18 protein-coding genes are annotated in these 24464 nt (G+C 64.1%); 6 read left to right on the top strand and 12 right to left on the bottom strand.

The window, feature by feature from the left end; genetic code table 11:
- Window positions 1-22: 22 nt before the first annotated feature.
- Window positions 23-763: a uroporphyrinogen-III C-methyltransferase gene (gene cobA / locus RYH74_RS10245; protein ID WP_317409344.1), complete on the top strand. Its 741-nt coding sequence runs from the start codon at window positions 23-25 to the stop codon at window positions 761-763.
- A 182-nt stretch (window positions 764-945) separates the two neighbouring features.
- Here the strand turns inward: cobA and RYH74_RS10250 are convergent, their stop codons facing one another.
- The 8 genes from RYH74_RS10250 to ppsA all read right to left on the bottom strand — a co-directional run bounded on the left by RYH74_RS10250 (window position 946) and on the right by ppsA (window position 9290).
- Window positions 946-1983 (bottom strand): OmpA family protein, encoded by a 1038-nt coding sequence (locus RYH74_RS10250; RefSeq protein ID WP_004376136.1) that lies wholly within the window; start codon window positions 1981-1983, stop codon window positions 946-948.
- A 111-nt stretch (window positions 1984-2094) separates the two neighbouring features.
- Window positions 2095-2661, bottom strand: a complete 567-nt coding sequence (gene sigX / locus RYH74_RS10255) for an RNA polymerase sigma factor SigX (protein WP_003248665.1) — start codon at window positions 2659-2661, stop codon at window positions 2095-2097.
- Between the two features lie 112 nt (window positions 2662-2773).
- Window positions 2774-3598 carry a mechanosensitive ion channel family protein gene (locus RYH74_RS10260; RefSeq protein WP_004376138.1) on the bottom strand — a complete coding sequence of 275 codons (825 nt, stop codon included), beginning with the start codon at window positions 3596-3598 and terminating at the stop codon, window positions 2774-2776.
- 2 nt (window positions 3599-3600) lie between these two features.
- The gene (locus RYH74_RS10265; RefSeq protein WP_004376140.1) at window positions 3601-3873 is read right to left on the bottom strand and encodes a hypothetical protein; all 273 of its coding nucleotides are present in this window, start codon (window positions 3871-3873) and stop codon (window positions 3601-3603) included.
- A gap of 214 nt (window positions 3874-4087) precedes the next feature.
- Window positions 4088-5083 carry a zinc transporter ZntB gene (locus RYH74_RS10270; RefSeq protein WP_317409345.1) on the bottom strand — a complete coding sequence of 332 codons (996 nt, stop codon included), beginning with the start codon at window positions 5081-5083 and terminating at the stop codon, window positions 4088-4090.
- A 27-nt stretch (window positions 5084-5110) separates the two neighbouring features.
- Window positions 5111-5602: a ribonuclease E activity regulator RraA gene (rraA, locus tag RYH74_RS10275; RefSeq protein ID WP_021785500.1), complete on the bottom strand. Its 492-nt coding sequence runs from the start codon at window positions 5600-5602 to the stop codon at window positions 5111-5113.
- Between the two features lie 217 nt (window positions 5603-5819).
- Window positions 5820-6812 carry an alpha/beta fold hydrolase gene (locus tag RYH74_RS10280; protein ID WP_317409346.1) on the bottom strand — a complete coding sequence of 331 codons (993 nt, stop codon included), beginning with the start codon at window positions 6810-6812 and terminating at the stop codon, window positions 5820-5822.
- A gap of 102 nt (window positions 6813-6914) precedes the next feature.
- Window positions 6915-9290: a phosphoenolpyruvate synthase gene (ppsA, locus tag RYH74_RS10285; RefSeq protein ID WP_317409347.1), complete on the bottom strand. Its 2376-nt coding sequence runs from the start codon at window positions 9288-9290 to the stop codon at window positions 6915-6917.
- A 177-nt stretch (window positions 9291-9467) separates the two neighbouring features.
- Here ppsA and RYH74_RS10290 point away from each other — a divergent pair, with 177 nt between their 5' ends.
- Window positions 9468-10286, top strand: coding sequence for a pyruvate, water dikinase regulatory protein (locus tag RYH74_RS10290; RefSeq protein ID WP_317409348.1), 819 nt, complete (start codon window positions 9468-9470; stop codon window positions 10284-10286).
- A gap of 297 nt (window positions 10287-10583) precedes the next feature.
- On the opposite strand, the gene RYH74_RS10295 is transcribed toward RYH74_RS10290, so the two are convergent.
- A complete protein-coding gene (locus RYH74_RS10295; RefSeq protein WP_085589292.1) occupies window positions 10584-15449 on the bottom strand; it encodes an NAD-glutamate dehydrogenase in 4866 nt (1621 codons plus the stop codon).
- A gap of 274 nt (window positions 15450-15723) precedes the next feature.
- Here RYH74_RS10295 and RYH74_RS10300 point away from each other — a divergent pair, with 274 nt between their 5' ends.
- Window positions 15724-16077, top strand: a complete 354-nt coding sequence (locus RYH74_RS10300; RefSeq protein WP_013971664.1) for a hypothetical protein — start codon at window positions 15724-15726, stop codon at window positions 16075-16077.
- A 192-nt stretch (window positions 16078-16269) separates the two neighbouring features.
- Here the strand turns inward: RYH74_RS10300 and RYH74_RS10305 are convergent, their stop codons facing one another.
- Window positions 16270-17175, bottom strand: coding sequence for a LysR family transcriptional regulator (locus RYH74_RS10305; protein ID WP_317409349.1), 906 nt, complete (start codon window positions 17173-17175; stop codon window positions 16270-16272).
- A gap of 124 nt (window positions 17176-17299) precedes the next feature.
- On the opposite strand from RYH74_RS10305, the gene lysA reads away from it, so the two are divergent.
- The 3 genes from lysA to RYH74_RS10320 all read left to right on the top strand — a co-directional run bounded on the left by lysA (window position 17300) and on the right by RYH74_RS10320 (window position 20099).
- Window positions 17300-18532: a diaminopimelate decarboxylase gene (gene lysA, locus RYH74_RS10310; protein WP_274120139.1), complete on the top strand. Its 1233-nt coding sequence runs from the start codon at window positions 17300-17302 to the stop codon at window positions 18530-18532.
- Window positions 18533-18859: 327 nt separating this feature from the next.
- The gene (locus tag RYH74_RS10315) at window positions 18860-19303 is read left to right on the top strand and encodes an acetyltransferase (RefSeq protein WP_084785091.1); all 444 of its coding nucleotides are present in this window, start codon (window positions 18860-18862) and stop codon (window positions 19301-19303) included.
- A gap of 58 nt (window positions 19304-19361) precedes the next feature.
- Window positions 19362-20099 (top strand): GntR family transcriptional regulator, encoded by a 738-nt coding sequence (locus RYH74_RS10320; protein WP_286101338.1) that lies wholly within the window; start codon window positions 19362-19364, stop codon window positions 20097-20099.
- Between the two features lie 146 nt (window positions 20100-20245).
- On the opposite strand, the gene RYH74_RS10325 is transcribed toward RYH74_RS10320, so the two are convergent.
- A complete protein-coding gene (locus RYH74_RS10325; protein ID WP_317409350.1) occupies window positions 20246-23326 on the bottom strand; it encodes a MexW/MexI family multidrug efflux RND transporter permease subunit in 3081 nt (1026 codons plus the stop codon).
- Window positions 23323-24420 carry an efflux RND transporter periplasmic adaptor subunit gene (locus RYH74_RS10330; RefSeq protein ID WP_317409351.1) on the bottom strand — a complete coding sequence of 366 codons (1098 nt, stop codon included), beginning with the start codon at window positions 24418-24420 and terminating at the stop codon, window positions 23323-23325. The genes RYH74_RS10325 and RYH74_RS10330 overlap by 4 nt, the downstream gene beginning before the upstream one ends.
- Between the last annotated feature and the right edge of the window lie 44 nt (window positions 24421-24464).

A 24464-nucleotide genomic window follows, 5' to 3' on the forward strand; every position in this document is an offset into this window, starting at 1 on the left:
CCTTGCCGATGAGGAAACCCTGATGAATGCGAAAGTCTGGCTGGTTGGTGCTGGCCCTGGTGACCCCGAACTGCTCACCCTCAAGGCTGTACGCGCATTGCAGCAAGCCGCTGTGGTGATGATCGACGACCTGGTCAACCCGGCGGTGCTGGAGCATTGCCCACAGGCCCGGGTGATTGCCGTGGGCAAGCGCGGCGGCTGCCGCTCCACGCCGCAGGCATTCATCCAGCGCCTGATGCTGCGCCATGCGCGCCAAGGGCGCTGCGTGGTCCGGCTCAAGGGCGGCGACCCGTGCATCTTCGGCCGTGGTGGTGAAGAGGCGCTGTGGCTGCAGGGGCATGGCATCGAGGTGGAAGTGGTCAACGGCATCACCGCCGGCCTGGCTGGCGCCACGCAATGCGGGATTTCCCTGACCTCACGGGGTGTGAGCCGGGGCGTGACGCTGGTCACGGCACATACCCAGGACGACAGCGAACTGAACTGGGCGGCCTTGGCCCAGGGCGGGACGACGCTGGTGGTGTACATGGGCGTGGCCAGGCTGGAGCAGGTGCGCCAAGGGTTGCTGGACGGGGGCATGGCACCGGCGACGCCGGTGGCGATGATCGAGAATGCCTCGTTGCCGCAGCAGCGGGAGTGCAGGAGCGATGTGCGGGGGATGGCCGAGGATGCGCGGGGGTTTGGCTTGCGTAGCCCGGCGATTTTGGTGATTGGGGAGGTGGTTGGGAAACAGGTGGTTCAGGAATTGGTGGCAATTGCTGGATGATGCGCTGCCTGCGCCGGCCCTTTCGCGGGTAAACCCGCTCCCACAGGGATTGTGCATGACCTGAAGGGTGCGGCGAACCTGTGGGAGCGGGTTTACCCGCGAAAGGGCCAGCACACACCACACAAATCCCAGGCAAAGAAAAACCCGGCCGAGGCCGGGTTTTTCATGAAGCTTCAAACCAATTACTTGGCCTGGGCTTCTACCTGAGCTTCAACGCGACGGTTGACAGCACGGCCTTCTTCGGTGGCGTTGTCGGCAACCGGACGGGTTTCGCCGTAGCCAACCGAGTCAACACGGCTGGATTCCACGCCGTACTGCTGGGTCAGGACCTGCTTGACAGCGTTGGCACGACGCTCGGACAGCTTCTGGTTGTAAGCGTCTGGGCCGACGGAGTCAGTGTGACCTTCCACGGTGGTGGTGGTCTGTGGGTACTGCTTCATGAAGTCAGCCAGGTTCTTGATGTCGCCGTAGCTGTTTGGCTTGACGACCGACTTGTCGAAGTCGAACTTGACGTCCAGCTCAACGCGAACGACTTCGGCAACAGCCGGGCAGCCATCAGCGTCAACGGTAACGTTGGCTGGGGTGTCTGGGCACTTGTCGACGTTGTCGCAAACGCCGTCGTTGTCGGAGTCGGAGCACACTTCGGCAACTGGAGCCGGAGCGACTTCAGCTTGCTTCGGGCTACCGCCGAAGTTCAGACCAACACCAACGGTCGGGCCCCACTCGGTGTTGCCGTTGTCGATGTTGTACATGGCTTCTACGCCAGCACGGGCGAAGAACATGTCGGTGATGTACCACTTGGCGCCAGCGCCAACGTTGGCGAAGGTGGAGTGGTCGCGGCCGCTACGAGTGGCCTGGCCCAGGCTCTCGTGAGCGAAACCGGCGGAAACGTACGGACGCAGAGCGTCGCCCACGGTACCGAAGTGGTAGGTAGCGTCGAGCTTGGCCTTGGAACCTTTGATGTCTTTATTGAAGACTTCACCACGAGCGTTGTGGGTCTCGTTGTAGCCGAGGTCCAGGGAAACGTCGTCGGTCAGGAAGTAGCCCAGGCGAACACCAGGATTGGTGCCGTCGTTCTTGAAGTTACGTTCGCTGTCGTAGTACTGCTTGGTAACGTTGCCTTCGATTTCCACAGCGCCTTGGCCTTGAGCCAGAACGCCGAACGAAGTAGCAGCGACGAGCGAGCCAATGGCCAAGCCCAAGGTGTTTTTCAATTTCATCCGTTAAATCCCCATCTGGTGATAGTTAAGCAGTCCCACCACAAACAAGGGGGACAACTCGACGGCAAGTCTAGCAGAACTCGCCGGTTCGTTAGAGATATTTGCACGCCACTAAGTTTCATCGAGGCCGGCAAATTTCTCCCGAAGCTTGTCTAGCGCGCGCTTGTAGCGCATTTTTGTCGCGCTCAGGCCCATGTGCATGATGTCGGCAATTTCCTGAAATTCCAGCTCTGCGACAAAACGCAGCACCAGGATTTCCCGGTCAATCGGGTTCACATGCACCAGCCACTTGTCCAGCCCGCCTTTTTCTTCCGGCTTCGGAGCCTTGTCTTCGGACGCCTCTTCAACAGGGTCCAGACTCAAGGCATCCATCAACCGACGTTTACGGCGCTCCTTGCGGTACTGGGTAATGCATTCGTTGTAGGTGATGCTGTAGAGCCAGGTCTTGAACTTGGACTTACCCTCGAAGTTCTTCAGCCCGTACAGCACTTTCAACATGACTTCCTGACAGACATCGTCCGCGTCACGGTCGTTCCCCAGATAACGCGCACAGACGTTGAACAGGGTCCGTTGGTAGCGCCGCATGAGCTCTTCATAGGCGCGGGTAACGTGGTACAGCTCCTCATGCGAACGCGCCACCAACTCTTCGTCGGTGAGCTCGCGGGGGTCATAACGCATGGGCGGCGAATGAACTTTATTCAAAACGGATCTGGCCGACAGTCAGGTCAATGTCGCCGCGCGACCCCGTGGGTCGATTTTCGCGGCGGCATACATTAACAGCTTTGTGCGGTTAGCGGCTATTGACTCGCTGTTCAAGCAGCTCACGATTGGACAGCGACACCAGTTCGCCATCATCGGTCAGCAGCGTCGTCTTGACCGTACCGATTTCCTCGATGTGCCCTTCGACCTCTCCAATTCGCACCTGCTGGCCCACCTGGTACAGCTCGCGCACGTAGATGCCGGCAAGGATTTGCCCGGCGATTTCGCGGCTACCGAGGCCCATTGCCAATGCAACGGCCAGACCAACGGTAATCAGCCCGATCACGATCACATGGTTCAGCAGGTCGGTTTTCACCTCCAGCTGGCTGATGGCCACCGAGATGCTGATGATGATCACCAGGCCTTGGGTGATACGGCCCAGGCCTGCCGAGTATTCCAGGCCGATGCCTTCGGCAGCGCCGCGTACCAGGCCGTTGGCCACCTGGGCCAGCAGCACGCCAGCCAGCAGCACCAGGGCTGCGCCGAACACCTTCGGCAGGTACAGGGCAAGCATGTCGAGGGTTGCCGACACCCGCTCCAGGCCCAGCGACTCGGCGGCCGAGACCAGGAAGATGAGCAGCACGAACCAGTAGACGATCTTGCCGATCAGGGTGGAGATGGGTACCTGGATGCCGACCCGGCCGAGCATCTTGGTCAGGCCGGTGCCGGCCATCAGGCGGTCCAGGCCGAACTTGGCCAGCAGTTTGGACAGCAGCGTGTCGAGCAGCTTGGCCACCACGAAACCGAGCAGCACCACGACCAGCGCGCCGAACAGGTTGGGGATGAAGTTCGCTACCTTGGTCCAAAGGGCAGTCATGGCGGTGACCAGGCTCTGGGTCCAGAGATCGAGTTCCATATTCAATCGGCCTTATCTGCTTTGCTGCCGTTGGCAGCGTTGCGGGAAGAGTGTCGACGCACCGGCGCAACATGCGCCGCGCCATTGTTCACGGCGATCAGCAGCGCCTGGCTCCAGCGGCCAAGCAGGCTGAACAGATCGCCCGCGCCAACCTGGCGGTTGGCGGTTTTCAGCACGCGACCCAGGCAAGCGGCGTCGTCCCGGTCGTCCCGGTCATTGCCGGAGGGTGACGCCTTGAGCAGGTCGCGCAGGGATTCTTCAAACGGATCGTGCATGGGCACCTCGCGCAGTGTCAGTCAGAGACGAGATGGCCGGTCGATGGGTCACACATCGCATTAGGACGAGTGTTTCAAAATGAATGGCGCTTGCCTGCACTGGCCCTATCGCCGGCAAGCCAGCTCCCACAGGGGTACCACAAGCCTTGAAACCTGTGGTGCACCTGTGGGAGCTGGCTTGCCGGCGATAGGGCCGGTGCAGGTCAATGAGCATCTATACCCACCGCAACCGCCGGAACAGCCACCACTGCCCCACCGCCAGCCCCAGCACGACGATGCAGGCAAACAGGAAGCCATAGGGGTTTTCCGCCCCCGGGATGCCGCCGACATTGATGCCCAGCAGCCCGGTGATGAAGCTCATGGGCAGGAAGATGCAGGTGATGATGCCGAAGCGGTACATGGTGCGGTTCATGCGCTCGCTGCGCCGACGATCCTGGCTTTCCAGCACCAGGGCGGCCCGCTCGCGGGTCAGTTCCAGCTCTTCGAGGTAGCGGATCAGGCTGTTGTTCAACTCGTTCCAGTAATCGGCGTCGGCATCAGCGAACCAGCTCCATTTGCTGCGCGACAGCTGGGCGTAGATCTCCCGCTGCGGCGCCAGGAAACGCCGCAGACCGGCGGCACGCCGGCGGATCTGCTGCAGGCAGCCATTCTCTGGGGTGTACCGCTCGTCGGATTCGACCTTTTCTTCTTCCAGGTCGACCAGTTCGGACAGGTCGCTGACCAGGCCCTGGACCTTTTCGGTCAGCAGTTCGCCCATCAGCAGCAACAGCTCGGAAGCCGATTTCGGGCCCCTGCCCTCTTCGAGCTGCTGAAGAATCTCGTCACTGGCGCGCAACGGCCGCAGGCGCAGCGAGATGACCCGCTGCGCCTCGGCGAAGATGCGCACCGAGACCATGTCTTCAGGCTCTGCACCCGGGTTGAGGTTGACCCCACGCAGGAACAGCAACAACTGTTCATCGGCCAGGGGCAGCAGGCGCGGCCGGGTGTTTTCTTCCAGCAGCAGCTCGCAGGCGAACGCGCTCAGGCCGCTGTCGTGCAGCAGCCAGGTGCGGGTTTGCGGATGGCTGCGGTCCCAGTGCAGCCAAAGGCTCTGCTCGGGTTGCAGCTGCAGGTCGTCCAGCTCGGTACGGGCAATCGAGCGCGCGCCGCCTTTGCCATCGAGCACCAGGGCGTGTACCAGCCCCCACTGCGCGTTGTCTTCCTCGAACATCAAAGCTCCATCAGCGCGGGCGGCGCATCACTCCGGCATTTTCAGCGGGCTTGGCGAGACCAGCACGCCATTGTTGTCGGCATACACGTACTCGCCCGGGCGGAAGGTCACCCCGGCGAAGGTCACTGCCACGTTGAGGTCGCCGATGCCGCGCTTGTCGGTCTTCATCGGGTGGCTGGCCAGGGCCTGCACGCCGACGTCGGTCTGGATCAGCACGTCGACGTCACGCACGCAGCCGTAGATCACCAGGCCTTCCCAGCCGTTCTTGGCAGCCTTCTCGGCGAGCATGTCGCCGAGCAGTGCACGGCGCAGCGAGCCACCACCATCGACGACCAGGACCTTGCCCTTGCCATCGAGCTCGACCTGCTCCTTGACCAGCGAGTTGTCTTCGAAGCACTTGATGGTGACGATCTGGCCGCCGAACGAATCGCGGCCGCCGAAATTGCTGAACATCGGTTCCAGCACCTGCACCAGGTCCGGGTAGGCATCACACAGGTCGGGCGTAACGTAATGCTGCATGGGAAGCTCCTGTCAGTCACAACGAAAGCGGGTATCGGCCAAGGCTACACCGTAGAGCCCATTGCAGTCATCCGGGACCAAGCAGTCAGTTGTGTTTTGCCTGTACCGGCCCTATCGCCGACAAGCCAGCTCCCACAGGACCCCGCTGGCTTCAGGCTAGTGATACTCCTGTGGGAGCTGGCTTGCCGGCGATAGGGACAGTCCAGACACAGCAGAATCAACTGGCGGGCACAGGCTCCGCCACCACCGTGGACTCATGCACCGGCACCAGCGGATCCCGCAGCCAACGCTCCACCAGCGGCCACACCTGCACCTGCGCGGCCTTGCTCACCAGCATGTCGACATGCCCGAAAGCCTCGAAGCCTTCCTCGAGCCCCAGCCGCAAAAACTGCTTGCGCTCACCGCCCAATTGCTCGAACAGCTTGCGGCAGGCCCACACCGGGTCCTGGAAGTCCCCCGCACCAGCCACCGCCAGCAGCGGCACATCCACCTCGGCCAGCCCCGCCCACCAGTCGCTCTGCCTGTCGCCAAAGCGCCCGAACAGGCCATGCCAGCGCATGCTCTCCAGGGCCAGGCCGATCGGCTCATCCTCCGGCCCACGCTTGAAACGCGGCCCGGAAATCTGCCCCCAGCGCTTGAGCAGCAGCTTCGCCCCCCAGGCCAGCGGCGGCACCTTCAACGGCCAGTACACGCGGCTGATCTGGGTACCGAACAGCGCCACGCTGGCCACCTGCTCGGCTGGCAGAAAGCCACCGCCCAGCGCTGCCGCCAGGGTCGTACCACCCAGGGAATGGCCGACCCAGTGCGGCGCCTGGCCCGATTGCTCGCGCACGAACGCGGCAATCAGCGGCAGGTCATCGCGGGCATAGGCGGCAACGCTGTTGTGCTTCCAGTCATGGTTACGCGGCGACAGGCCGTGGCCGCGCATTTCCGGGATCCACACATCGAAGCCGGCGCGGGCGAGATAGGCCCCCAGGCCAACCCCTTTGGGCGAGTACCAGAAGCGGCGGTTGGAGAAGCTGCCGTGCAGGAGAATGACCGGCACGCCCTGGGCCTGGCCCTGATCGGCCAGCCCCAGGCGGGTGACAGCCAGCTCGACGCTGGGGTCAGGGCCGTTGCCGGCCTTGATCCGGTACACGTCTTCGCTGAGGTCGCCGCGGCGTTCGGCACTGAGCAGGGCCACGGGGAATAGAGTGCTGCTGCTTTGCATAAGGTTGCTTGGTGCACAAAAAAGGGCGGGATCCATTGCTGGAGCTCGCCCTGGAAAAAACCAGGCGGGGGTACGCCAGACGTACCCCCGCGTTTTACTGCATCAGACCGCGCCCTGCCCTTCGGCCAGGTAGAACCAGGTTTCGAGTACCGAGTCCGGGTTCAGCGACACGCTGTCGATGCCCTGTTCCATCAGCCACTTGGCCAGGTCCGGGTGGTCCGACGGGCCCTGGCCGCAGATGCCGATGTACTTGCCAGCCTTGTTGCACGCGGCAATGGCGTTGGCCAGCAGCTTCTTCACCGCAGGGTTACGCTCGTCGAACAGGTGGGCGATGATGCCGGAGTCACGGTCCAGGCCCAGGGTCAGCTGGGTCAGGTCGTTGGAGCCGATCGAGAAGCCGTCGAAGTATTCCAGGAACTCTTCGGCGAGGATGGCGTTGGACGGCAGTTCGCACATCATGATCACGCGCAGGCCGTTTTCGCCGCGGGCCAGGCCGTTTTCGGCAAGCAGGTCGACGACCTGGCTGGCTTCACCCAGGGTGCGTACGAACGGCACCATGATCTCGACGTTGGTCAGGCCCATCTCGTTGCGCACGCGCTTGAGCGCACGGCACTCGAGCTCGAAGCAGTCACGGAACGATTCGCTGATGTAGCGCGAAGCGCCACGGAAGCCCAGCATCGGGTTTTCTTCTTCCGGCTCGTACAGCTTGCCGCCGATCAGGTTGGCGTACTCGTTGGACTTGAAGTCCGACAGGCGCACGATGACCTTTTTCGGGTAGAAGGCCGCAGCCAGGGTGCTGATGCCCTCGACCAGCTTCTCGACGTAGAAGCCGACCGGGTCGTTGTAGCCGGCGATGCGCTTGTCGACGCTGTCCTTCAGGTCGGCTGGCAGGCCTGCGTAGTTCAGCAGTGCCTTGGGGTGCACGCCGATCATGCGGTTGATGATGAACTCCAGGCGCGCCAGGCCGACACCGGCGTTGGGCAACTGGGCGAAATCGAACGCACGGTCCGGGTTGCCGACGTTCATCATGATCTTGAACGGCAGGTCAGGCATGGCGTCGACCGAGTTCTGCTTGACGTCGAACCCCAGCTCGCCCTCGAAGATGAAGCCGGTATCGCCTTCGGCGCAGGATACGGTCACGCCCTGGCCATCTTTCAGCACCTGGGTGGCGTTGCCGCAGCCGACCACGGCAGGAATGCCCAGCTCACGGGCGATGATCGCCGCGTGGCAGGTACGCCCGCCACGGTTGGTGACGATGGCGCTGGCGCGCTTCATCACCGGTTCCCAGTCCGGGTCGGTCATGTCGGAGACCAGCACGTCGCCCGGCTGGACCTTGTCCATTTCCGATACGTCGTTGATCACGCGGACCTTGCCGGCGCCGATGCGCTGGCCAATGGCGCGGCCTTCGACCAGTACGGTGCCCTTCTCTTTGAGCAGGTAGCGTTCCATGACGTTGGCGCTGGAGCGGCTCTTCACCGTTTCGGGGCGCGCCTGGACGATGTACAGCTTGCCGTCGTCACCGTCCTTGGCCCATTCGATGTCCATCGGGCGCTGGTAGTGCTGCTCGATGATCATGGCCTGCTTGGCCAGCTCGCTGACCTCGGCATCGGTCAGGCAGAAGCGCGCGCGCTCGGCGCGGTCCACTTCGACGGTCTTGACCGAGCGGCCGGCCTTGGCTTCTTCGCCATAGACCATCTTGATTGCCTTGCTGCCCAGGTTGCGGCGCAGGATGGCCGGGCGGCCTGCCTGCAGGGTGTTCTTGTGCACGTAGAATTCGTCAGGGTTGACCGCACCCTGCACCACGGTTTCGCCCAGGCCGTAGGCGCCGGTGATGAACACCACGTCGCGGAAGCCCGACTCGGTGTCGAGGGTGAACATGACGCCGGCGGTGCCGGTTTCGGAGCGGACCATGCGCTGCACGCCGGCGGACAGGGCTACCAGCTTGTGGTCGAAGCCCTGGTGCACGCGGTAGGCGATGGCACGGTCGTTGAACAGCGAGGCGAACACTTCCTTGGCCGCGCGGATCACGTTGTCGACGCCGCGGATGTTGAGGAAGGTTTCCTGCTGGCCGGCGAACGAGGCGTCCGGCAGGTCTTCGGCGGTGGCCGAGGAACGCACGGCAACTGCCATGTTGTCGTTGCCGGCAGCCATTTCGGCGAAGGCCGTACGGATTTCCGAATCCAGGCGGGCCGGGAAGTCGGCTTCCATGACCCACTGGCGAATCTGCGCGCCGGTCTTGGTCAGGGCGTTGATGTCATCCACGTCGAGTGCGTCGAGCGCGGCGTGGATACGGTCGTTGAGACCACTCTGTTCGAGAAAATCGCGGTACGCCTGCGCCGTAGTGGCAAAGCCGCCCGGCACCGATACACCAGCACCTGCGAGGTTGCTGATCATCTCGCCCAGGGATGCGTTCTTGCCCCCCACATGCTCCACATCATGGACGCCGAGCTTATCGAGGGAAACTACGTACTCTACCAAGGTGATCTCTCCACTAACTGTATTGGAAAAGCTCAAGGGCGCCCGCCTGCCTTCGTTGACTTGGCCGGACGCTTGTGGCCTGTACCTGGAAAATAAGTGAGAATGCCGACAGCCGCATTCGGCAAACCGAACTTATCATATCCAAGAAACGTCATCAGCTTAAGGCCCAGATCGCAAATGAAACGAACCGCGTTCTTCATCTCCGACGGCACCGGCATTACCGCCGAAACCCTGGGCCAGAGTCTGCTCGCTCAATTCGAGAGCATTCCGTTCAATAAATTCACCCGTCCCTACATCGATTCGCCGGAAAAGGCGCGGACCATGGTCCAGCAGATCAACGCCGCGGCCGAGCGTGATGGTGTACGCCCGATCATCTTCGACACCATCGTCAATCAGGACATCCGTGAGATCCTGGCTACCTCGAATGGCTTCATGATCGACATCTTTTCTTCGTTTTTGTCCCCGCTTGAACAAGAATTGACTGCCCATTCGTCGTATTCCGTCGGCAAGTCGCACTCGATCGGCGGCAATTCCAACTACATGGAACGCATCGAGGCGGTGAATTTCGCCCTGGACAACGACGATGGCGCACGCACCCACTACTACGACAAGGCCGACCTGATCCTGGTAGGCGTATCGCGCTGCGGCAAGACCCCCACCTGCCTGTACATGGCCATGCAATTCGGCATCCGCGCCGCCAACTACCCGCTGACCGAGGACGACATGGAGCGCCTGCAGCTGCCGGCGGTGCTGAAAAAGCACCACAACAAGCTGTTCGGCCTGACCATCGACCCCGACCGCCTCACCGCCATCCGCCACGAGCGCAAGCCCAACAGCCGCTATTCCAGCTTTGCCCAGTGCGAGTTCGAAGTGCGCGAGGTGGAAAACCTGTTCCGCCGGGAGAACATTCCCAACATCAATTCCACGCATTTTTCGGTGGAGGAGATTTCGGCGAAGATTCTCGTGGAGAAAGGGGTGGAGCGCAGGTACAAGTAAGCCTGTACCGGCCTCTTCGCGGGTAAACCCGCTCCCACAGGGACCTCACTACACTCAAGTCTTGTGACATCCCTGTGGGAGGAGATTTCGGCGAAGATTCTGGTGGAGAAAGGGGTGGAGCGCAGGTTCAAGTAAGCTTGTACCGGCCTCTTCGCGGGCACGCCCGCTCCCACAGGGACCTCACTGCACTCAAGTCTTGTGATATCCCTGTGGGAGCGGGTTCACCCGCGAAAGGGCCAGCACAGGAATAAAAAAGCCCCGGCATCACTGCCGGGGCTTTTCATTTCAGCTCATGGCTCAGGACGGCACCACCGCCGCCTGCCCGCTCATGGCCAGGTCGACCAGCTCGCGGTTGGCCACCGCGTACATCGCATAGTCGGTACCGGTGGCATTGCGCAGGTCATCCAGCATGGCGCGCCAGCGCTCCACCATCACCCGGTGCTGCTCGGCCCACAGCGCCACGCGGGCGTCCATGTCTTCCGGTGCATCGGCCATCTGCAGTACCGAGATGGTGATCGCCCGCTGCTGCAGGTCGATGTCGTCGCGGAACGCCTCACGGGCCAGCGCCTGCCAGTTGTTCTCCACCGGCAGGTTGCTGATTTCCTGCAGGTACCAGGTCAGGTCCAGTGCGCTGCCCACGGCGAAGAACGCCTTGGCCACCTGCGCCGGGTCATGGCCGGTAACATCCGAGGCCTCGATGATCGGCAACAGGGTGTACAGGTGGGTAGTGCCAGCCACCATGCGCGCCAGCAACTCCGGCACACCAGCCTCGACGAAGCCCTGGTAGCGCACCATCCAGCGCTCGCGGGTCGGGCCTTCGAGCAACTCGTCGAGCTTGAGCCCCAGTTGCGCGATCTTCGGCCCGAAGTGCGCGGTGTCGCGCCCGGCGTCCTGCTCGTTGCGGCGGCTGCGCAGGAACCAGCGGGTGGCACGGCGGCCCAGGCGCATCAGCTCGTCCATCAGGGTCAGCTGAATCTCCGCCGGCACCTGGTAGTCCAGTGCCTCGATCTGGCGGAACCAGTGCGGCAGATGGAAGATGTCGCGCACGATCACATAGGCCCCGGCCACGTTGGCCGGGCTCATGCCGGTCGACTCCTTCAGGCGCTGGACGAAGGTGATGCCCATGTTGTTGACCAGGTCGTTGGCGATCTGGGTGCTGACGATTTCGCGCTTCAGGCGGTGGCGGCGCATGGATTCGGCGAATTTGCTGACCAGCGACGGCGGGAAGGCGGTTTCCATGTCGCGGGTCAGGTAGTCGTCGTCCGGCACCAGCGACTTGAGCAGCTGTTCCTTGAGGTCGATCTTGCTGTACGAGATCAGCACCGAAAGCTCGGCGCGGGTCAGGCCCTGGCCGGCGGCCAGGCGCTCGGCCAACTGCTCTTCGGACGGCAGGAACTCGATGGCGCGATCCAGCTTGCCTCGGGCCTCCAGGTCGGCCATCAGGCGTTTGTACTCGGCAATCCGCTCGCGGGCGCGGCGGGCCGCCAGCGACAACGCCTGGGTCTGCTTGTAGTTGTTGCCCAGCACCAGGCCGGCCACTTCGTCGGTCATGCTGCCCAGCAACTGGTTGCGCTGCTTCTCGGTCATGTCGCCACCCTGCACCACTTCGTTGAGCAGGATCTTGATGTTGACCTCGTGGTCGGAGCAGTCCACGCCGCCGGCGTTGTCGATGAAGTCGGTGTTGGTGGCGCCGCCATGCAGGCCGAACTCGACCCGGCCAAGCTGGGTCATGCCCAGGTTGCCGCCCTCGCCCACCACCTTGCAGCGCAGTTCGTTGCCATTGACCCGCAGCGCGTCGTTGGCCTTGTCACCGACGTCGGCGTGGCTCTCGGTGCTGGCCTTGACGTAGGTACCGATGCCACCGTTCCACAGCAGGTCTACCGGTGCCTTGAGCAGCGCATTGAGCAGCTCGGTCGGGGTCAGGCGGTCGGCTTCGATGGCGAAGCGCTCTTTCATCTGCGGGCTGATGGCGATGCTCTTGGCACTGCGCGGGAAGATCCCGCCGCCTTCGGACATGATGCTGGTGTCGTAGTCGCTCCAGGCCGAGCGCGGCAGGTCGAACAGGCGCTTGCGTTCGGCAAAGCTTGCGGCTGGCTCCGGGTTCGGGTCGATGAAGATGTGCAGGTGGTTGAACGCCGCCACCAGTTGCAGCTTGTCGGACATCAGCAGGCCGTTGCCGAACACGTCGCCGGCCATGTCGCCGACGCCAATGACGGTGATCGGGTCTTCCTGCACATTGATGCCGCGCTCGCGGAAGTGGCGCTGCACGCCCACCCAGGCGCCGCGCGCGGTAATACCCATCTTCTTGTGGTCGTAACCGGCCGAGCCGCCCGAGGCGAAGGCGTCGCCCAGCCAGAAGCCGTAGTCGATGGCGATGCCGTTGGCGATGTCCGAGAAGGTCGCGGTGCCCTTGTCGGCCGCCACCACCAGGTACGGGTCGTCATCGTCATGGCGCACCACGTTGGCCGGCGGTACCACGCCACCGTCCTTGAGGTTGTCGGTGATGTCGAGCAGGCCGGAAATGAAGATGCGGTAGCACGCCACGCCTTCGGCGGCGATCTCGTCACGGCTGCCGCCCAGCGGCAGGCGGCGCGGCAGGAAGCCGCCCTTGGCACCGACCGGCACGATGACCGAGTTCTTCACCTGCTGGGCTTTCACCAGGCCCAGCACCTCGGTGCGGAAGTCTTCCTCGCGGTCGGACCAGCGCAGGCCGCCGCGGGCGACGTTGCCAAAGCGCAGGTGCACGCCTTCGACCCGTGGCGAGTAGACGAAGATCTCGAACTTGGGCACTGGTTTAGGCAGTTCGGGGATCAGCTTGGGGTTGAACTTGAAGCTGAAGTACGACTTGTTGTGGCCGTTGGCGTCCGGCTGGTAGAAGTTGGTGCGCAGGGTGGCCTTGATCAGGTCCAGGTAGCGACGCAGGATGCGGTCTTCGTTGAGCACCTGCACGTCGTCCAGCGCGGTCAGGATGGCTTGCTCCAGGCGCAGTTGCTTGTCATCCAGGTCTTCCTGGGTGAGCTTGCGCGCCAGGTAGAAGCGGGTCTTGAACAACCGGGTCAGCTCGCGGGCGATGTCGGTGTGGTTGTTCAGGGTGCTGGCGATGTAGCCCAGGTCGAAGCCCAGGCGAATCTGCTTCAGGTAACGGGCGTAGGCGCGCAGCAGCGCCACGTCGCGCCATGGCAGGCCGGCGGTCAGCACCAGGCGGTTGAAGGCGTCGTTCTCGGCATCGCCGCGGACGATGTGGATGAAGGCATCCTGCAGGGTGTCGTTGAGCTGTTGGATGTCCAGGCTCAGGCCTTCGCTGTAGGTGAAGGCGAAGTCGTGGATCCAGTAGCCGCGGCCACTGGCATGGCGCAGGCGGTACGGGAACTCGCCGAGCACGCGCAGGCCAAGGTTCTCCAGGATCGGCAGCACGTCGGACAGCGCCAGTGGCGTGTCGGCGTGGTACAGCTTGCAGTGCAGGGTGCGCTCGCCGACCTGGGTCAGCGGCTGGTAGAAGCTCATCGCCAGCGGCTTGCTTTCCGACAGGTTCAGCACATGCTGCAGGTCGACCACCGCCGAGTGCGCGGCGAAGCGCTCGCGGTAGCCAGCCGGGAAACCTTTGGGGAAGTCAGCGAGGATGTTGGTGCCCTGGGCTTCGCCGAAGTTCTCGATCACCAGCGCTGAGTAGTCGTCATGCCACGAGCGGCAGGCCTGGATCACTTCGCGTTCCAGCTGCTGCGGGTCGATGTCGATGCGGTTTTTCGGGTCTACCCGCAAAATCAGCTGCACACGGGCCAGCACCGATTCGGAGAAGAAGGTCCAGAACTCGCAGTCGCTGGCCTTCAGGCGCTCCATCAGCACCTGCTGGATCTTCTGCCGCACTTCGGTGGAGTAGATTTCCCGCGGTACATAGGCCAGGCAGTAGCAGAAGCGGCCGTACGGGTCCTTGCGCAGGAACACGCGGATCTTGTTGCGTTCCTGGATCTGCACGATCGACATGACGGTGCTGAACAGCTCGTCGACCGGGGTCTGGAACAGGTCGTCGCGCGGCAGCACTTCCAGCACCTGGGCCAGTTCCTTGCCCAGGTGGGCCTTGGGATCGAAGCCCGAGCGGCGCTCGACTTCGGTGACCTTCTGGCGGATATAAGGGATGGCATGCACGCTTTCGCCGTATACCGACGAGGTGTACAGGCCCATGAAGCGGTGTTCCTTGATCACCTTGCCATCGGCGTCCAGCTGGCGGATCGACACGTAGTCCGGGTAGGCCGGGCGGTGTACGCGGCTTGGCAGCGCGGCCTTGGCGAACGACAGCAGCAACGGTTCGTTGAGGTAGGCCACGGCATAGTCTTCGATGCGCAGCTCGTCGCTCGTCAGGCCCACGCGCAGGCGGCGCGGCAGGCCGAGGAACGACTGCTCGTCGTAGACCATCTGGCCGCCATCGGCGTCGCCCTTGACGGTGAATTCTTCATAGCCCAGGAAGGTGAAGTGGTTGTCCAGCAGCCACTCGAGAAAAGCCTTCACCTCGCCCTTTTCGTGCTGCGCCGGGCCAAAGGCGGTCTGCTCCACCTCCGCCACCACTTCACGCAGCTTGGCCTTCATCGGTTCGAAGTCGGCCACCACCACCCGCACCTCGGCCAGCACCTGCTCGATCTCGCGGGCCAGCACCGTCAACTCGGCGGCGTTGGCGCAACGGTCGATCTCCAGGTACATCAGCGACTCATGGCGTACGCCCTCGCCCTGGGTGCCCTTGGGCAGCAGTTCAAGCAGCTCGCCCTTGGCGCCGCGGCGCACGCTGAGCACGGTGGTCTGCAAGGTGTGGATGCTGTAGCCGCGGCGGTTGAGCTCGGTGCGTACCGAGTCGACCAGGAACGGCAGGTCGTGGTGCAGCACTTCGACCACGCTGTGGGTCGATTGCCAGCCATTGCGTTCGTAGTCGGGGTTGTACACCCGTACTTGCGGGTATTCGGGGTCGAAACGCTCGATGATGCGCCAGGCTGACAGGGTGCAGCCGGCCAGGTCGGAAAGCCTGCGTTGGGTGAGTTCGTCCAGAGAGATGATGCCGAAGAACTGCTCGGCGAACAGCGCGACTTGTGGCAGGGACTGTTCGCTGATGTGCTGCGCCAGGGCCGCTTGCAGTTGATGCTGGAAGTCGGCTTTGCTGGCTGCGGTGAAGAACGCCATCTGTGGTACTCCGCTTGGGCTTTGTAATAATTGAAGCGTCGCTGCGTGCGCCGTGTACGGATCAACGATAGCCAACCCGTGGCAAGGCGGACGGTAAAACCAGGCGTTGAACGTGCGCAGGCACGCCCAGGGCTCGCCGAAGCTTAACGACTGATCGGTCATCAAGGCTTGCAGCGCTGCGACAATTTCGGTCAAGGGGGGGTAACTTTACGTTTATGCCTGTCGGCAAGACTGTCAGAATTCCCTTCCGTTTCCTTTGATCCGAGCCTTGTCCATGCAAATCAATACTGCCCTGCTGTTCGCCACCCCTTGCGATGACGAGGAAGACAACATGGCGACCCTGTGCTGCCACAGCGACAAGGGTCAGATGTTCCTGCTGACCCGCTACCCGGACGAAGACACCGTCGACCTGACCCTGGATGACGAGCCGTCGACGCTGGATGGCCTGAAAGTGACCCTGAGCGCCAAGCGCCTGCTGATCGAAGTGGCGGCCGGCGACCGGGATGCGCTGAAGGGGGATGAAGTGCTGGAGATCAACCTGACCAGCGAGTTGAGTGACATGGATGAAGTGAAGGAAACCCTGGAGAACATCCTGGCCGGGACCGGCACCTTCGTCTGCGAACTCTGAGCCGCAGCCTTCACAGACGCCCTGTCTTCTGCTGGTTGTACCGGCCTCATCGCCGGCAAGCCAGCTCCCACCCCGACCGCACCGGCCTCGAGCCATGTACCGTACCTGTGGGAGCTGGCTTGCCGGCGATGAGGCCGGTACAACCAGCACAAGGGTGCGAATTTTGAGCGTCCCCTTGGAGCGCGCCAGGCTTCAGATCAGTGCCGCTTGCATCTCTTGGGCCTGTTGCCGCAACGCCTGGCAAAACGGCTCCACCGCCGCCGACGCTGGCCGGTGGTCCGGCCTGATCAGCATCACCTGGTACGGCACCGACACCCGCAACCGCCGGATCGGCAACCCGCCCTGCGCCGCCTCCAGCCCGCTCAGCGGGTTGATGATCGCCACCCCCAGGCCCTGCCTGACCATGGCGCACACCGAGGCAGCACTGGTGGTCTCGATAACCGTGCGGCGGTTCACCCCTGCCGCGCGAAAGTGCTGGTCCAGGCGCTGCCGGTAGGTGTCCAGGCTGGCCAGGTTGATGAAGTCGACCTCGTGGAAGTCGCTCAGCTCCAGCTCGGCCCTGGCCTGCAACGGGTGCCCGTCGGGCAGCACGCACACCATGTTGGCGCTGAACAGTAATTCGCCGTAGGCGCCACGCGGTATCTGTTCTACCTCGGTCAGGCCCAGGTCATGCTGCTGGGCAACCAGCGACTCCTCCAGCAACGGCGACTCCTGCGCCAGGATACTCACGCTCACGCCCCGGTGCTGCTGGTGAAAACGCTGGCAAGCCTTGGGCAGCAAGGTCTGGGAAAACAGCGGCAGGCAGGTAATGGCCAGCCGGCCCTGCTCGAAATTGCGGATGGCCTGGGCAAAGCGGTCGATGCGCTCCAGCCCTACGTAGGCCCGTTCAACCTCCTCGATCAACAGCAGCGCCTGGGCCGTCGCCACCAGGCGGCCACCTTCGCGCTCGAACAGGTTCAGCCCGGTTACCTGCTCCAGCCGCGCCAGCTCACGGCTGACGGTGGGCTGCGAGGTAAGCAGCAGGCGCGCCGCACCGGTGACGCTGCCCGCGGCCATGATGGCGCGGAACACTTCGATATGGCGGACGGACAGTTTCACGGGCAACACCTGGCAAGTCGGCAATGGTCATATCAGATATGAATGGCTGACAGAAAAATAGCTATTTTTCTGAATTCCTGCTTTGGCTCATCCTCGTGGCCTTCCTTATATGAGTAGCGCCGCCATGACTGCACCCTTCACTCTTCTGGCCGAGGCTGTCCGCCAGCACGGCTCGCCGCTGTGGGCCTATGACGCCGGCACCATAGCCGAGCGTGTCGAACAGCTGAAGGTGTTCGACACCGTGCGCTTCGCCCAGAAGGCCAACCCCAACCTGCATGTGCTGCGCCTGATGCGCGCCCACGGCCTGGTGCTGGACGCAGTGTCGCTGGGCGAAATGGAACGGGCCTTTGCCGCGGGCGCCAGCGTGGATGGCGACCCTGCCGGCGTGGTGCTGACCTGCGACGCGCTGGACCGGCCGACCCTGGAGCGGGTGGTGGCCTCCAAGATCGAAGTCAACGCCGGTTCCATCGACATGCTGCGCCAACTGGGTGAACGCTCGCCCGGCCACCGCGTGTGGATCCGCATCAACCCCGGCTTCGGCCATGGCCACAGCCGCAAGACCAACACCGGCGGCGAGAACAGCAAGCACGGTATCTGGCACGAAGAGCTGGGTGAAGCGCTGGCCTGCGTGAAAACCCATGGCCTGCACCTGGTAGGGGTGCACATGCACATCGGCTCGGGGGTGGACTACCAGCATCTGGAGCAAGTGGCGCGCTCGATGATCGAGCTGATCGGCCGCCTGGGCGTGGACATCGAGGCATTCTCGATTGGCGGCGGCCTTTCCACCCCGTACCGCAGCAGCGACACACCGGTCGACCTGCAACGCTACGCCCGGACCTGGGCCGTGGCCCGCAAGGAGATCGAAGCGATGTTGGGCCACCCCGTGCGCATGGAGATCGAGCCGGGGCGCTTCCTGGTGGCGGAATCGGGCTACCTGGTGGCCGAGGTACGCGCCGTGAAGCAGGTGGGCCGCAACACCTTCGTCATGATCGACGCCGGTTTCAACGACCTGATGCGCCCGGCGATGTACGGGGCCTACCACCGCATGACCCTGCTCGACGCCGACGGCCAGCCGGTTGACCGCCCACGGCAGCCGACCGTGGTGGCCGGGCCGCTGTGCGAGTCGGGTGATGTGTTTACCCAGGATGACCAGGAACTGACCCCGCACGACCTGCCCCAGGCGCAGGTGGGTGACCTGCTGGTGATCCACGACGCCGGGGCCTATGGCGCGTCGATGTCGTCGAACTACAACAGCCGGCCGTTGCTGCCGGAGTTCCTGATCGAGGATGGAGCGCTACGGATGATTCGCCGCAGGCAGACGGTGCAGGACCTGCTGGGCCTGGAGGCGGGTTTCTAAATACCGTTTTTCAGGCAGCACGTTGGGCTGCGCTGCCGCGTAGAGAACTGAATTCGCAAGCGGTACGCGTACCCTGTGGGAGCGGCTTTAGCCGCGAAGAATCCAACGCGGTGCATGGCACCGGCTGCGCCGGTGTTCGCGGCTAAAGCCGCTCCCACAGGTACGGCGCCGGGCTCGAGGGCAGTGCCGTACTTGTGGGAGCGGGTTTACCCGCGAAAGGGCCGGCCCGGGCAACACATCAGCTGATGCCCTGCCCCACCGTCCATTGCCCCGCCCCACACAATCCGGGTACCCTTTTTTCCTCCCGGTCTCCCCAGGCATGACTCCATGATCATTCGCCAAAGCATCGCTGCAGACCACCCGCAACTGCTCGATATCTGGCTGCGCGCCGTGCGCGCCACGCACCACTTTCTGCAAGCGTCCGACATCGACGCGCTGCTGCCGCAATTGCGTGACGTCTACCTCCTGGCCGTCGAGCTCTGGGTCGGGGTTGACACCGAAGACCGCCCGCTGGGCTTCATCGGTTTCAATGGCAACCACGTGGAAATGCTCTTCGTCGCCCCCGAGCGCCATGGCCAGGGCATAGGCCGCGCGCTGCTGGACTTCGGCCGCCAGAAGCACAGCGTGATGAGCGTCGATGTCAACGAGCAGAACCCGCAGGCGGTGGGGTTCTACCGGCACTACGGTTTTATCCAGACCGGCCGTTCACCGCTGGATGGCGAAGGCCGGCCATTCCCCTTGCTGCATATGAGCCTGCCCGCACAGGCTTGATTTCCGGGGCCGCATTGCGCCCCGCCGCTGTTACAAATTCGCGAGACAGACCAAAGGTATGAACCCGACGCGCTATAGCACCGTGGCAAAGGACTTGATGGAAGGCATCGCCAGCGGCCGCTACCCGGTGGGCAGCCTGCTGCCGACCGAGTTCGAGCTGTGCGACCTGTACGATGTGAGCCGACACACTGTGCGCGCGGCGATCAACCAGTTGCTCAACCAAGGGCTGGTATCGCGGCGCAAGCGCGTGGGTACCCGGGTGGAGGCCAGCAGCCCGCGCGGTGGCTACTCGCAGTCACTGGCCAGCGTGGCGGACCTGGCGCACCTGGCGGAAACCCAGCAACGGGAAATCCAGGACGTGCGCCACTTCGTCGCCGACCTGAGCGAGGCGGCGCGGCTGGGGCTGGTACCGGGCGAGCACTACTTCTGCGTGTCGAGCATCCGTGTCGACCGCGTGCACAACGCGGCGCCGCTGTGCTGGACCGATGTGTATGCGCAGCGCGACTATGCCGAGGTCATCGAGTTGGCCCGCGAGCACCCCGACCAACTGATTGCGGGGCTGATCGAGCAGCACTATGGCCGGGCGATCGCGGTGGTCGACCAGCAGGTGCGGGCAGTGTTGCTGACCGCGGAAATGGCCCGGGTGCTGAAGGCCGAGGCAGGCGCGCCGGGGCTGAAGATCATTCGCCATTACCGCGAGGAAAACGGCGACCTGATGGCGGTGTCCGAGACGGTGCACCCGGATGATCGCTTTACCCTGGTTACCCAGATGCGCCGGGATCGGTCGCCGTCCTGATCGGGCCATCGGGGCCGCTATGCGGCCCATCGCCGGCAAGCCAGCTCCCACAGAGATAGCGCATGGCTTGAGGACAATGCGATCGAGGTGGGAGCTGGCTTGCCGGCGATGGGCTGCGCAGCAGCCCCGATGGCCCTGTTTCCCCCTCACACGCCCAACACCCGCTCAGCCTCCGCCAACTGCTGCCCCCGCACCGTGGTCACCCGATGATCGCGCGCCAGCAAGGCATAGATCGTCGGCAGCACAAACAGGGTAAACAAGGTCCCCACCAGCATCCCGCACACGATCACCACCCCCAGGCCAAAGCGGCTGTTGGCCCCTGCGCCGCTGGCGAACAGCAGCGGCAGCACGCCGAAGGTCATCGCAGCCGTGGTCATCAGCACCGGCCGCAGGCGTATCTGCGCGGCGCGGACGATGGCGGCGGCACGGTCGAGGTTGTCACGCACCTGGATCTCGTTGGCGAACTCCACCATCAAGATGCCGTGCTTGCTGATCAGGCCGATCAGGGTCACCAGGCCGATCTGCGTGTAGATGTTCAGCGTGGCCCAGCCCAGCGCCAGCGGCAGCAGCGCACCGCAGATCGACAGCGGCACGGTCACCAGGATAATCAGCGGGTCCACCAGGCTTTCGTACTGCGCGGCCAGCACCAGGTAGATCACCACCAGGGCGGCGAGAAACGCCCACATCAGGGCAAAGCCCTCCTGCACGTACTGGCGCGATTCCGATTGCCAGTCATGGCTGAAGCCAGGTGGCAGTTCGGCGGCAAGCTGTTCGAGAAATGCCACGGCATTACCCATCGACACACCGGGCGCCGGGATCGCCTGCAGGGTACTGGCGTTCTGCTGGTCGAACTGCAGCAAGCGGTTGGGCGCCACTTCGATGTCCAGGTGCACCACCGTGGCCAGCGGCACCAGGCTGCCGTTTTCGGCGCGCACGTACTGGCGGTTCAGCGCCGCCGGCGTCAGCCGCTGGTCCTGGATGCTTTGCGGGATCACGTCGTAGGAGCGCCCGAACAGGGCGAAGCGGTTGAGGTACTGTTCGCCCACCAGCACGCCCAGCGACTCGCCGATGGCCTGCATGCTGATGCCCAGGCTGGCCGCCTTGGCGCGGTCGATGCGCACCTTGACCACCGGGTTGTTGTAGTCGAGGTCGCTGTCCACGACACTGAACAGGCCGCTGTCGCGGGCACGCTGCTTGATCACCTCCATGGTCTGGTACAGCTCGGGGTAGTCCTGTGCGCTGCGCAACACCATCTGCACCGGCAAACCACCGCTGGAGCCCGGCAGCGAGGCCACCTGAAAGGCGAAGATGCTGCTGCCTTCAATGTCCGCCACGGCCTGCTGCAACTGCGCCTGCACCTGCGCGGCGGAACGCTCGCGGGCCTGCCAGGCGCTGAGGTTGATGCCGCCGAAACTGGCGGCCGGGCCGTCGGTGCCGTTGATGATCCAGGTGTCGGTGGTTTCGGCGAGGGACTTCATCACCTGGTCCAGCTTCAGGGCAAAGCGCTCCACATAATCCAGGCTGGCATGCTGCGGCGACTTGATGGCCGTCAGCACCGCCGCCTGGTCCTCTGGCGGGGCCAGTTCGCGCTGCGGCAGCAGGTACAGCCAAGGCAGGCTCAGGCACACCAGAAGCGCCACATCACCACTGATCCAGCGATGCGACAGGGTGTAGGCAAGTACTCGCCCATAGGCCCCGGTCAGCATGCCGAACAGGCGGTCGGCCATGTTGGCCATGGCGCCATGCTGCTGGCCGGGTTGCAACAACAGCGAGCTCATCACCGGCGACAGGGTGAGCGCGACGATGCCGGAAACGATCACCGCCCCCGCCAGGGTCAGGGCAAACTCACGGAACAGCGTGCCGGTCAGCCCGCCCATCAAGCCGATCGGCGCGTATACGGCGGCCAGGGTCAGGGTCATGGCAATCACCGGCCCGGCGATTTCCCGCGCCCCGGCCAGTGCCGCGGCAACCGGCGACTTGCCCTCTTCGATATGGCGGTGCACGTTCTCCACCACCACGATGGCATCGTCCACCACCAGGCCGATGGCCAGCACCATCGCCAGCAAGGTCAGCAGGTTCAGGCTGAAGCCGAACAGCAGCATCAGGCCTGCCGCACCGAGCATCGACAGCGGGATGGCCACCACCGCGATCACCACGCTGCGTAGCGAACCCAGGCACAGCCAGATGACCAGTACCACGATCAGCATGGCTTCCACCAGGGTACGCAGCACCTCGTCGATCGAGGCATCGATGAAGCGTGCGGTCTCATAGGCCAGCGCCACCTCCACCCCGGGTGGCAGGGTCTGACGGATCTGCGGCAGCAGCTGGCGAATACCCTCGACGATCACCAGCGGGTTGCCGGTCGGGGTGGGGAACAGCCCCAGGTGCACGGCGGGCTTGCCGTTCATGGTGGCGCTGGTCTGGGTGGCCGCCGCGCTCAGCTCGACGGTGCCGACATCACGCAGGCGCACCAGGTCGGTGCCATCGTTGCGGATGATCAGCTCGCGGAAGTCCTCGACCCGGGTCAGGTCGGTGTCCACCTGGATATCGGCCAGCACGTACTGCCCACGCACCTGCCCCGGCGTCGCCTGGTAGTTGTTGGCACGTACCGCCTGTGCCACGTCGGCGGCCGTCACCCCGCGCCCGGCCATCTGCTCGCTGTCCAGCCACAGGCGCATGGCCAGGCGCTGCCCGCCGAACGACTGCACCTTGGCCACACCGTCGATGCCGGAGAACTGCGGTTCCACCACCCGCGACAGGTAATCGCTCAGTTCGGGTATCGACAAGGTTTCGCTGGCAAAGCCCACGTAGGCCACCGCCGTGGAGTCACCTGCCGACAGCTCCACCACCGGGTCGTAGGCCTTTTCCGGCAGGCGATAGCGCACCTGGTTGACCTTGGCCATGGTTTCGGCAAGCGCCTGGGTCGAATCGCGGTTGAGCACCATGCGCAAGGTGATCAGGCTGCGCCCCTGCTGCGACGACGAGGACAGGTAGTCGATGCCCTCGACCGACGACACCGCCTGGGTGATCGGCTGGGTCACGAAGCCTTGCATCAGCTCGGCAGAGGCGCCCGGGTACTCGGTGCTGATGGTGATGGTGGAGGTTTCCAGCAGCGGGTACTGGCGGATCGGCAGCTTGCCCATGGCAAACAGCCCCAGCAGGATGATCAGGCTGCTGACCACCAGCGCCAGCACCGGGCGGCGGACAAAGAGGTCGGTGAACTTCACGATTGCCGCCCTCCCTGGCTGGCTTGCAGGCTGTCCTGCGCCACAGGCTCGACCGGCATGCCGTCGCTCAGTTTCAACTGGCCGGAAACCACCACCTGGTCACCGGGCGCCAGGCCTGAGGTGATCTCCACCCGCCCCTGCCAGCGCTCACCGGTAGTCACCTGCACCCGGCTGACCCGGGTGCCCTGTTCCGGGTCCCGGGTAGCGACGAACACCGTCTGCCCGTAGGCGGTGTAGGTGATCGCGGTTTCCGGCACGGCCAGCACGCTTGACGGCTGCGCGGCATCCAGGCGCACGCCGGCGTACATGCCCGGCTGCAACTGCCCGCCCGGGTTCGGCAAGGCCGCCTGCACCTGCACCAGGCGCGCCTTGCTCACCACCGGGTCCACCGCGACCACCCGGGCCTGGAAGTCCTGCCCGCGCACCGCATCCACCGTCAGCGCCAGCAGTTGCCCCACGTGCACTTCGGGGGCGGCTTGTTCGCCCAGGGAAAAATTGACGTGCAGCTGGCTGATGTCGGCCAGGCTGGCGATTGTCTCACCGGCGCTCAGGTACTGGCCCTGATGCACCCGGCGAATGCCGAGCTTGCCGGCAAACGGCGCGCGTATCGCCTTCTGCGCGATCAGCGCCTCGACATGCTGCAGCTCACCGCTGGCCACGTCCACGGCGGTGGCCGCATTGTCGAGCAGCTCCTGTGACACGGCGTTCACCGCGCGCAGCTTGCGGCTGCGCTGCAGCACCACTTCGGCATTGCGCAGCCTGGCGCGCAACTGCACGCGCTGGGCCTGCTCCGGGGCATCGTTCAGCTGTACCAGCAATTGCCCTGCACTCACCCATTGCCCCGACTCGAAGGCGATGCGGGTGATGCGCCCCGCCGTCTCGGCCGCCACCTGTACCTGGTTGACCGCCTCCAGCTCCCCCGAGGCAAAGTTCTGTCGTGCCAGCTGCACCTGCTCGGCCGTGGCCAGCGCCACCTTGGTCGCCGGCCATGCCGCCGCAGCCGGCGGCGCCGAGCCACTGCCGACCAATGCATAGGCAGCGGCCAGCACACCTGCAACAGCGCCAGCCCAGGCCAGTAACGTCCTTTTGTTCATGCAGTGCTCCGATCATCAGGGAAAGCGGTTGCGGGGAAGATCGG

Source organism: Pseudomonas sp. LSJ-87 (assembly GCF_032971465.1).
In the GTDB taxonomy this organism is placed as follows: Bacteria; Pseudomonadota; Gammaproteobacteria; order Pseudomonadales; family Pseudomonadaceae; genus Aquipseudomonas; species Aquipseudomonas putida_Z.

Coding starts and splice junctions, on each gene's coding strand:
- RYH74_RS10260 (WP_004376138.1), bottom strand. CDS start 3,598: ATGGAACTCGATCTCTGGACCCAGAGCCTGGTCACCGCCATGACTGCC.
- RYH74_RS10250 (WP_004376136.1), bottom strand. CDS start 1,983: ATGAAATTGAAAAACACCTTGGGCTTGGCCATTGGCTCGCTCGTCGCT.
- RYH74_RS10300 (WP_013971664.1), top strand. CDS start 15,724: ATGCAAATCAATACTGCCCTGCTGTTCGCCACCCCTTGCGATGACGAG.
- RYH74_RS10280 (WP_317409346.1), bottom strand. CDS start 6,812: ATGCAAAGCAGCAGCACTCTATTCCCCGTGGCCCTGCTCAGTGCCGAA.
- rraA (WP_021785500.1), bottom strand. CDS start 5,602: ATGCAGCATTACGTTACGCCCGACCTGTGTGATGCCTACCCGGACCTG.
- RYH74_RS10270 (WP_317409345.1), bottom strand. CDS start 5,083: ATGTTCGAGGAAGACAACGCGCAGTGGGGGCTGGTACACGCCCTGGTG.
- sigX (WP_003248665.1), bottom strand. CDS start 2,661: ATGCGTTATGACCCCCGCGAGCTCACCGACGAAGAGTTGGTGGCGCGT.
- lysA (WP_274120139.1), top strand. CDS start 17,300: ATGACTGCACCCTTCACTCTTCTGGCCGAGGCTGTCCGCCAGCACGGC.
- RYH74_RS10320 (WP_286101338.1), top strand. CDS start 19,362: ATGAACCCGACGCGCTATAGCACCGTGGCAAAGGACTTGATGGAAGGC.
- RYH74_RS10290 (WP_317409348.1), top strand. CDS start 9,468: ATGAAACGAACCGCGTTCTTCATCTCCGACGGCACCGGCATTACCGCC.
- RYH74_RS10315 (WP_084785091.1), top strand. CDS start 18,860: ATGATCATTCGCCAAAGCATCGCTGCAGACCACCCGCAACTGCTCGAT.
- RYH74_RS10295 (WP_085589292.1), bottom strand. CDS start 15,449: ATGGCGTTCTTCACCGCAGCCAGCAAAGCCGACTTCCAGCATCAACTG.
- RYH74_RS10265 (WP_004376140.1), bottom strand. CDS start 3,873: ATGCACGATCCGTTTGAAGAATCCCTGCGCGACCTGCTCAAGGCGTCA.
- RYH74_RS10330 (WP_317409351.1), bottom strand. CDS start 24,420: ATGAACAAAAGGACGTTACTGGCCTGGGCTGGCGCTGTTGCAGGTGTG.
- cobA (WP_317409344.1), top strand. CDS start 23: ATGAATGCGAAAGTCTGGCTGGTTGGTGCTGGCCCTGGTGACCCCGAA.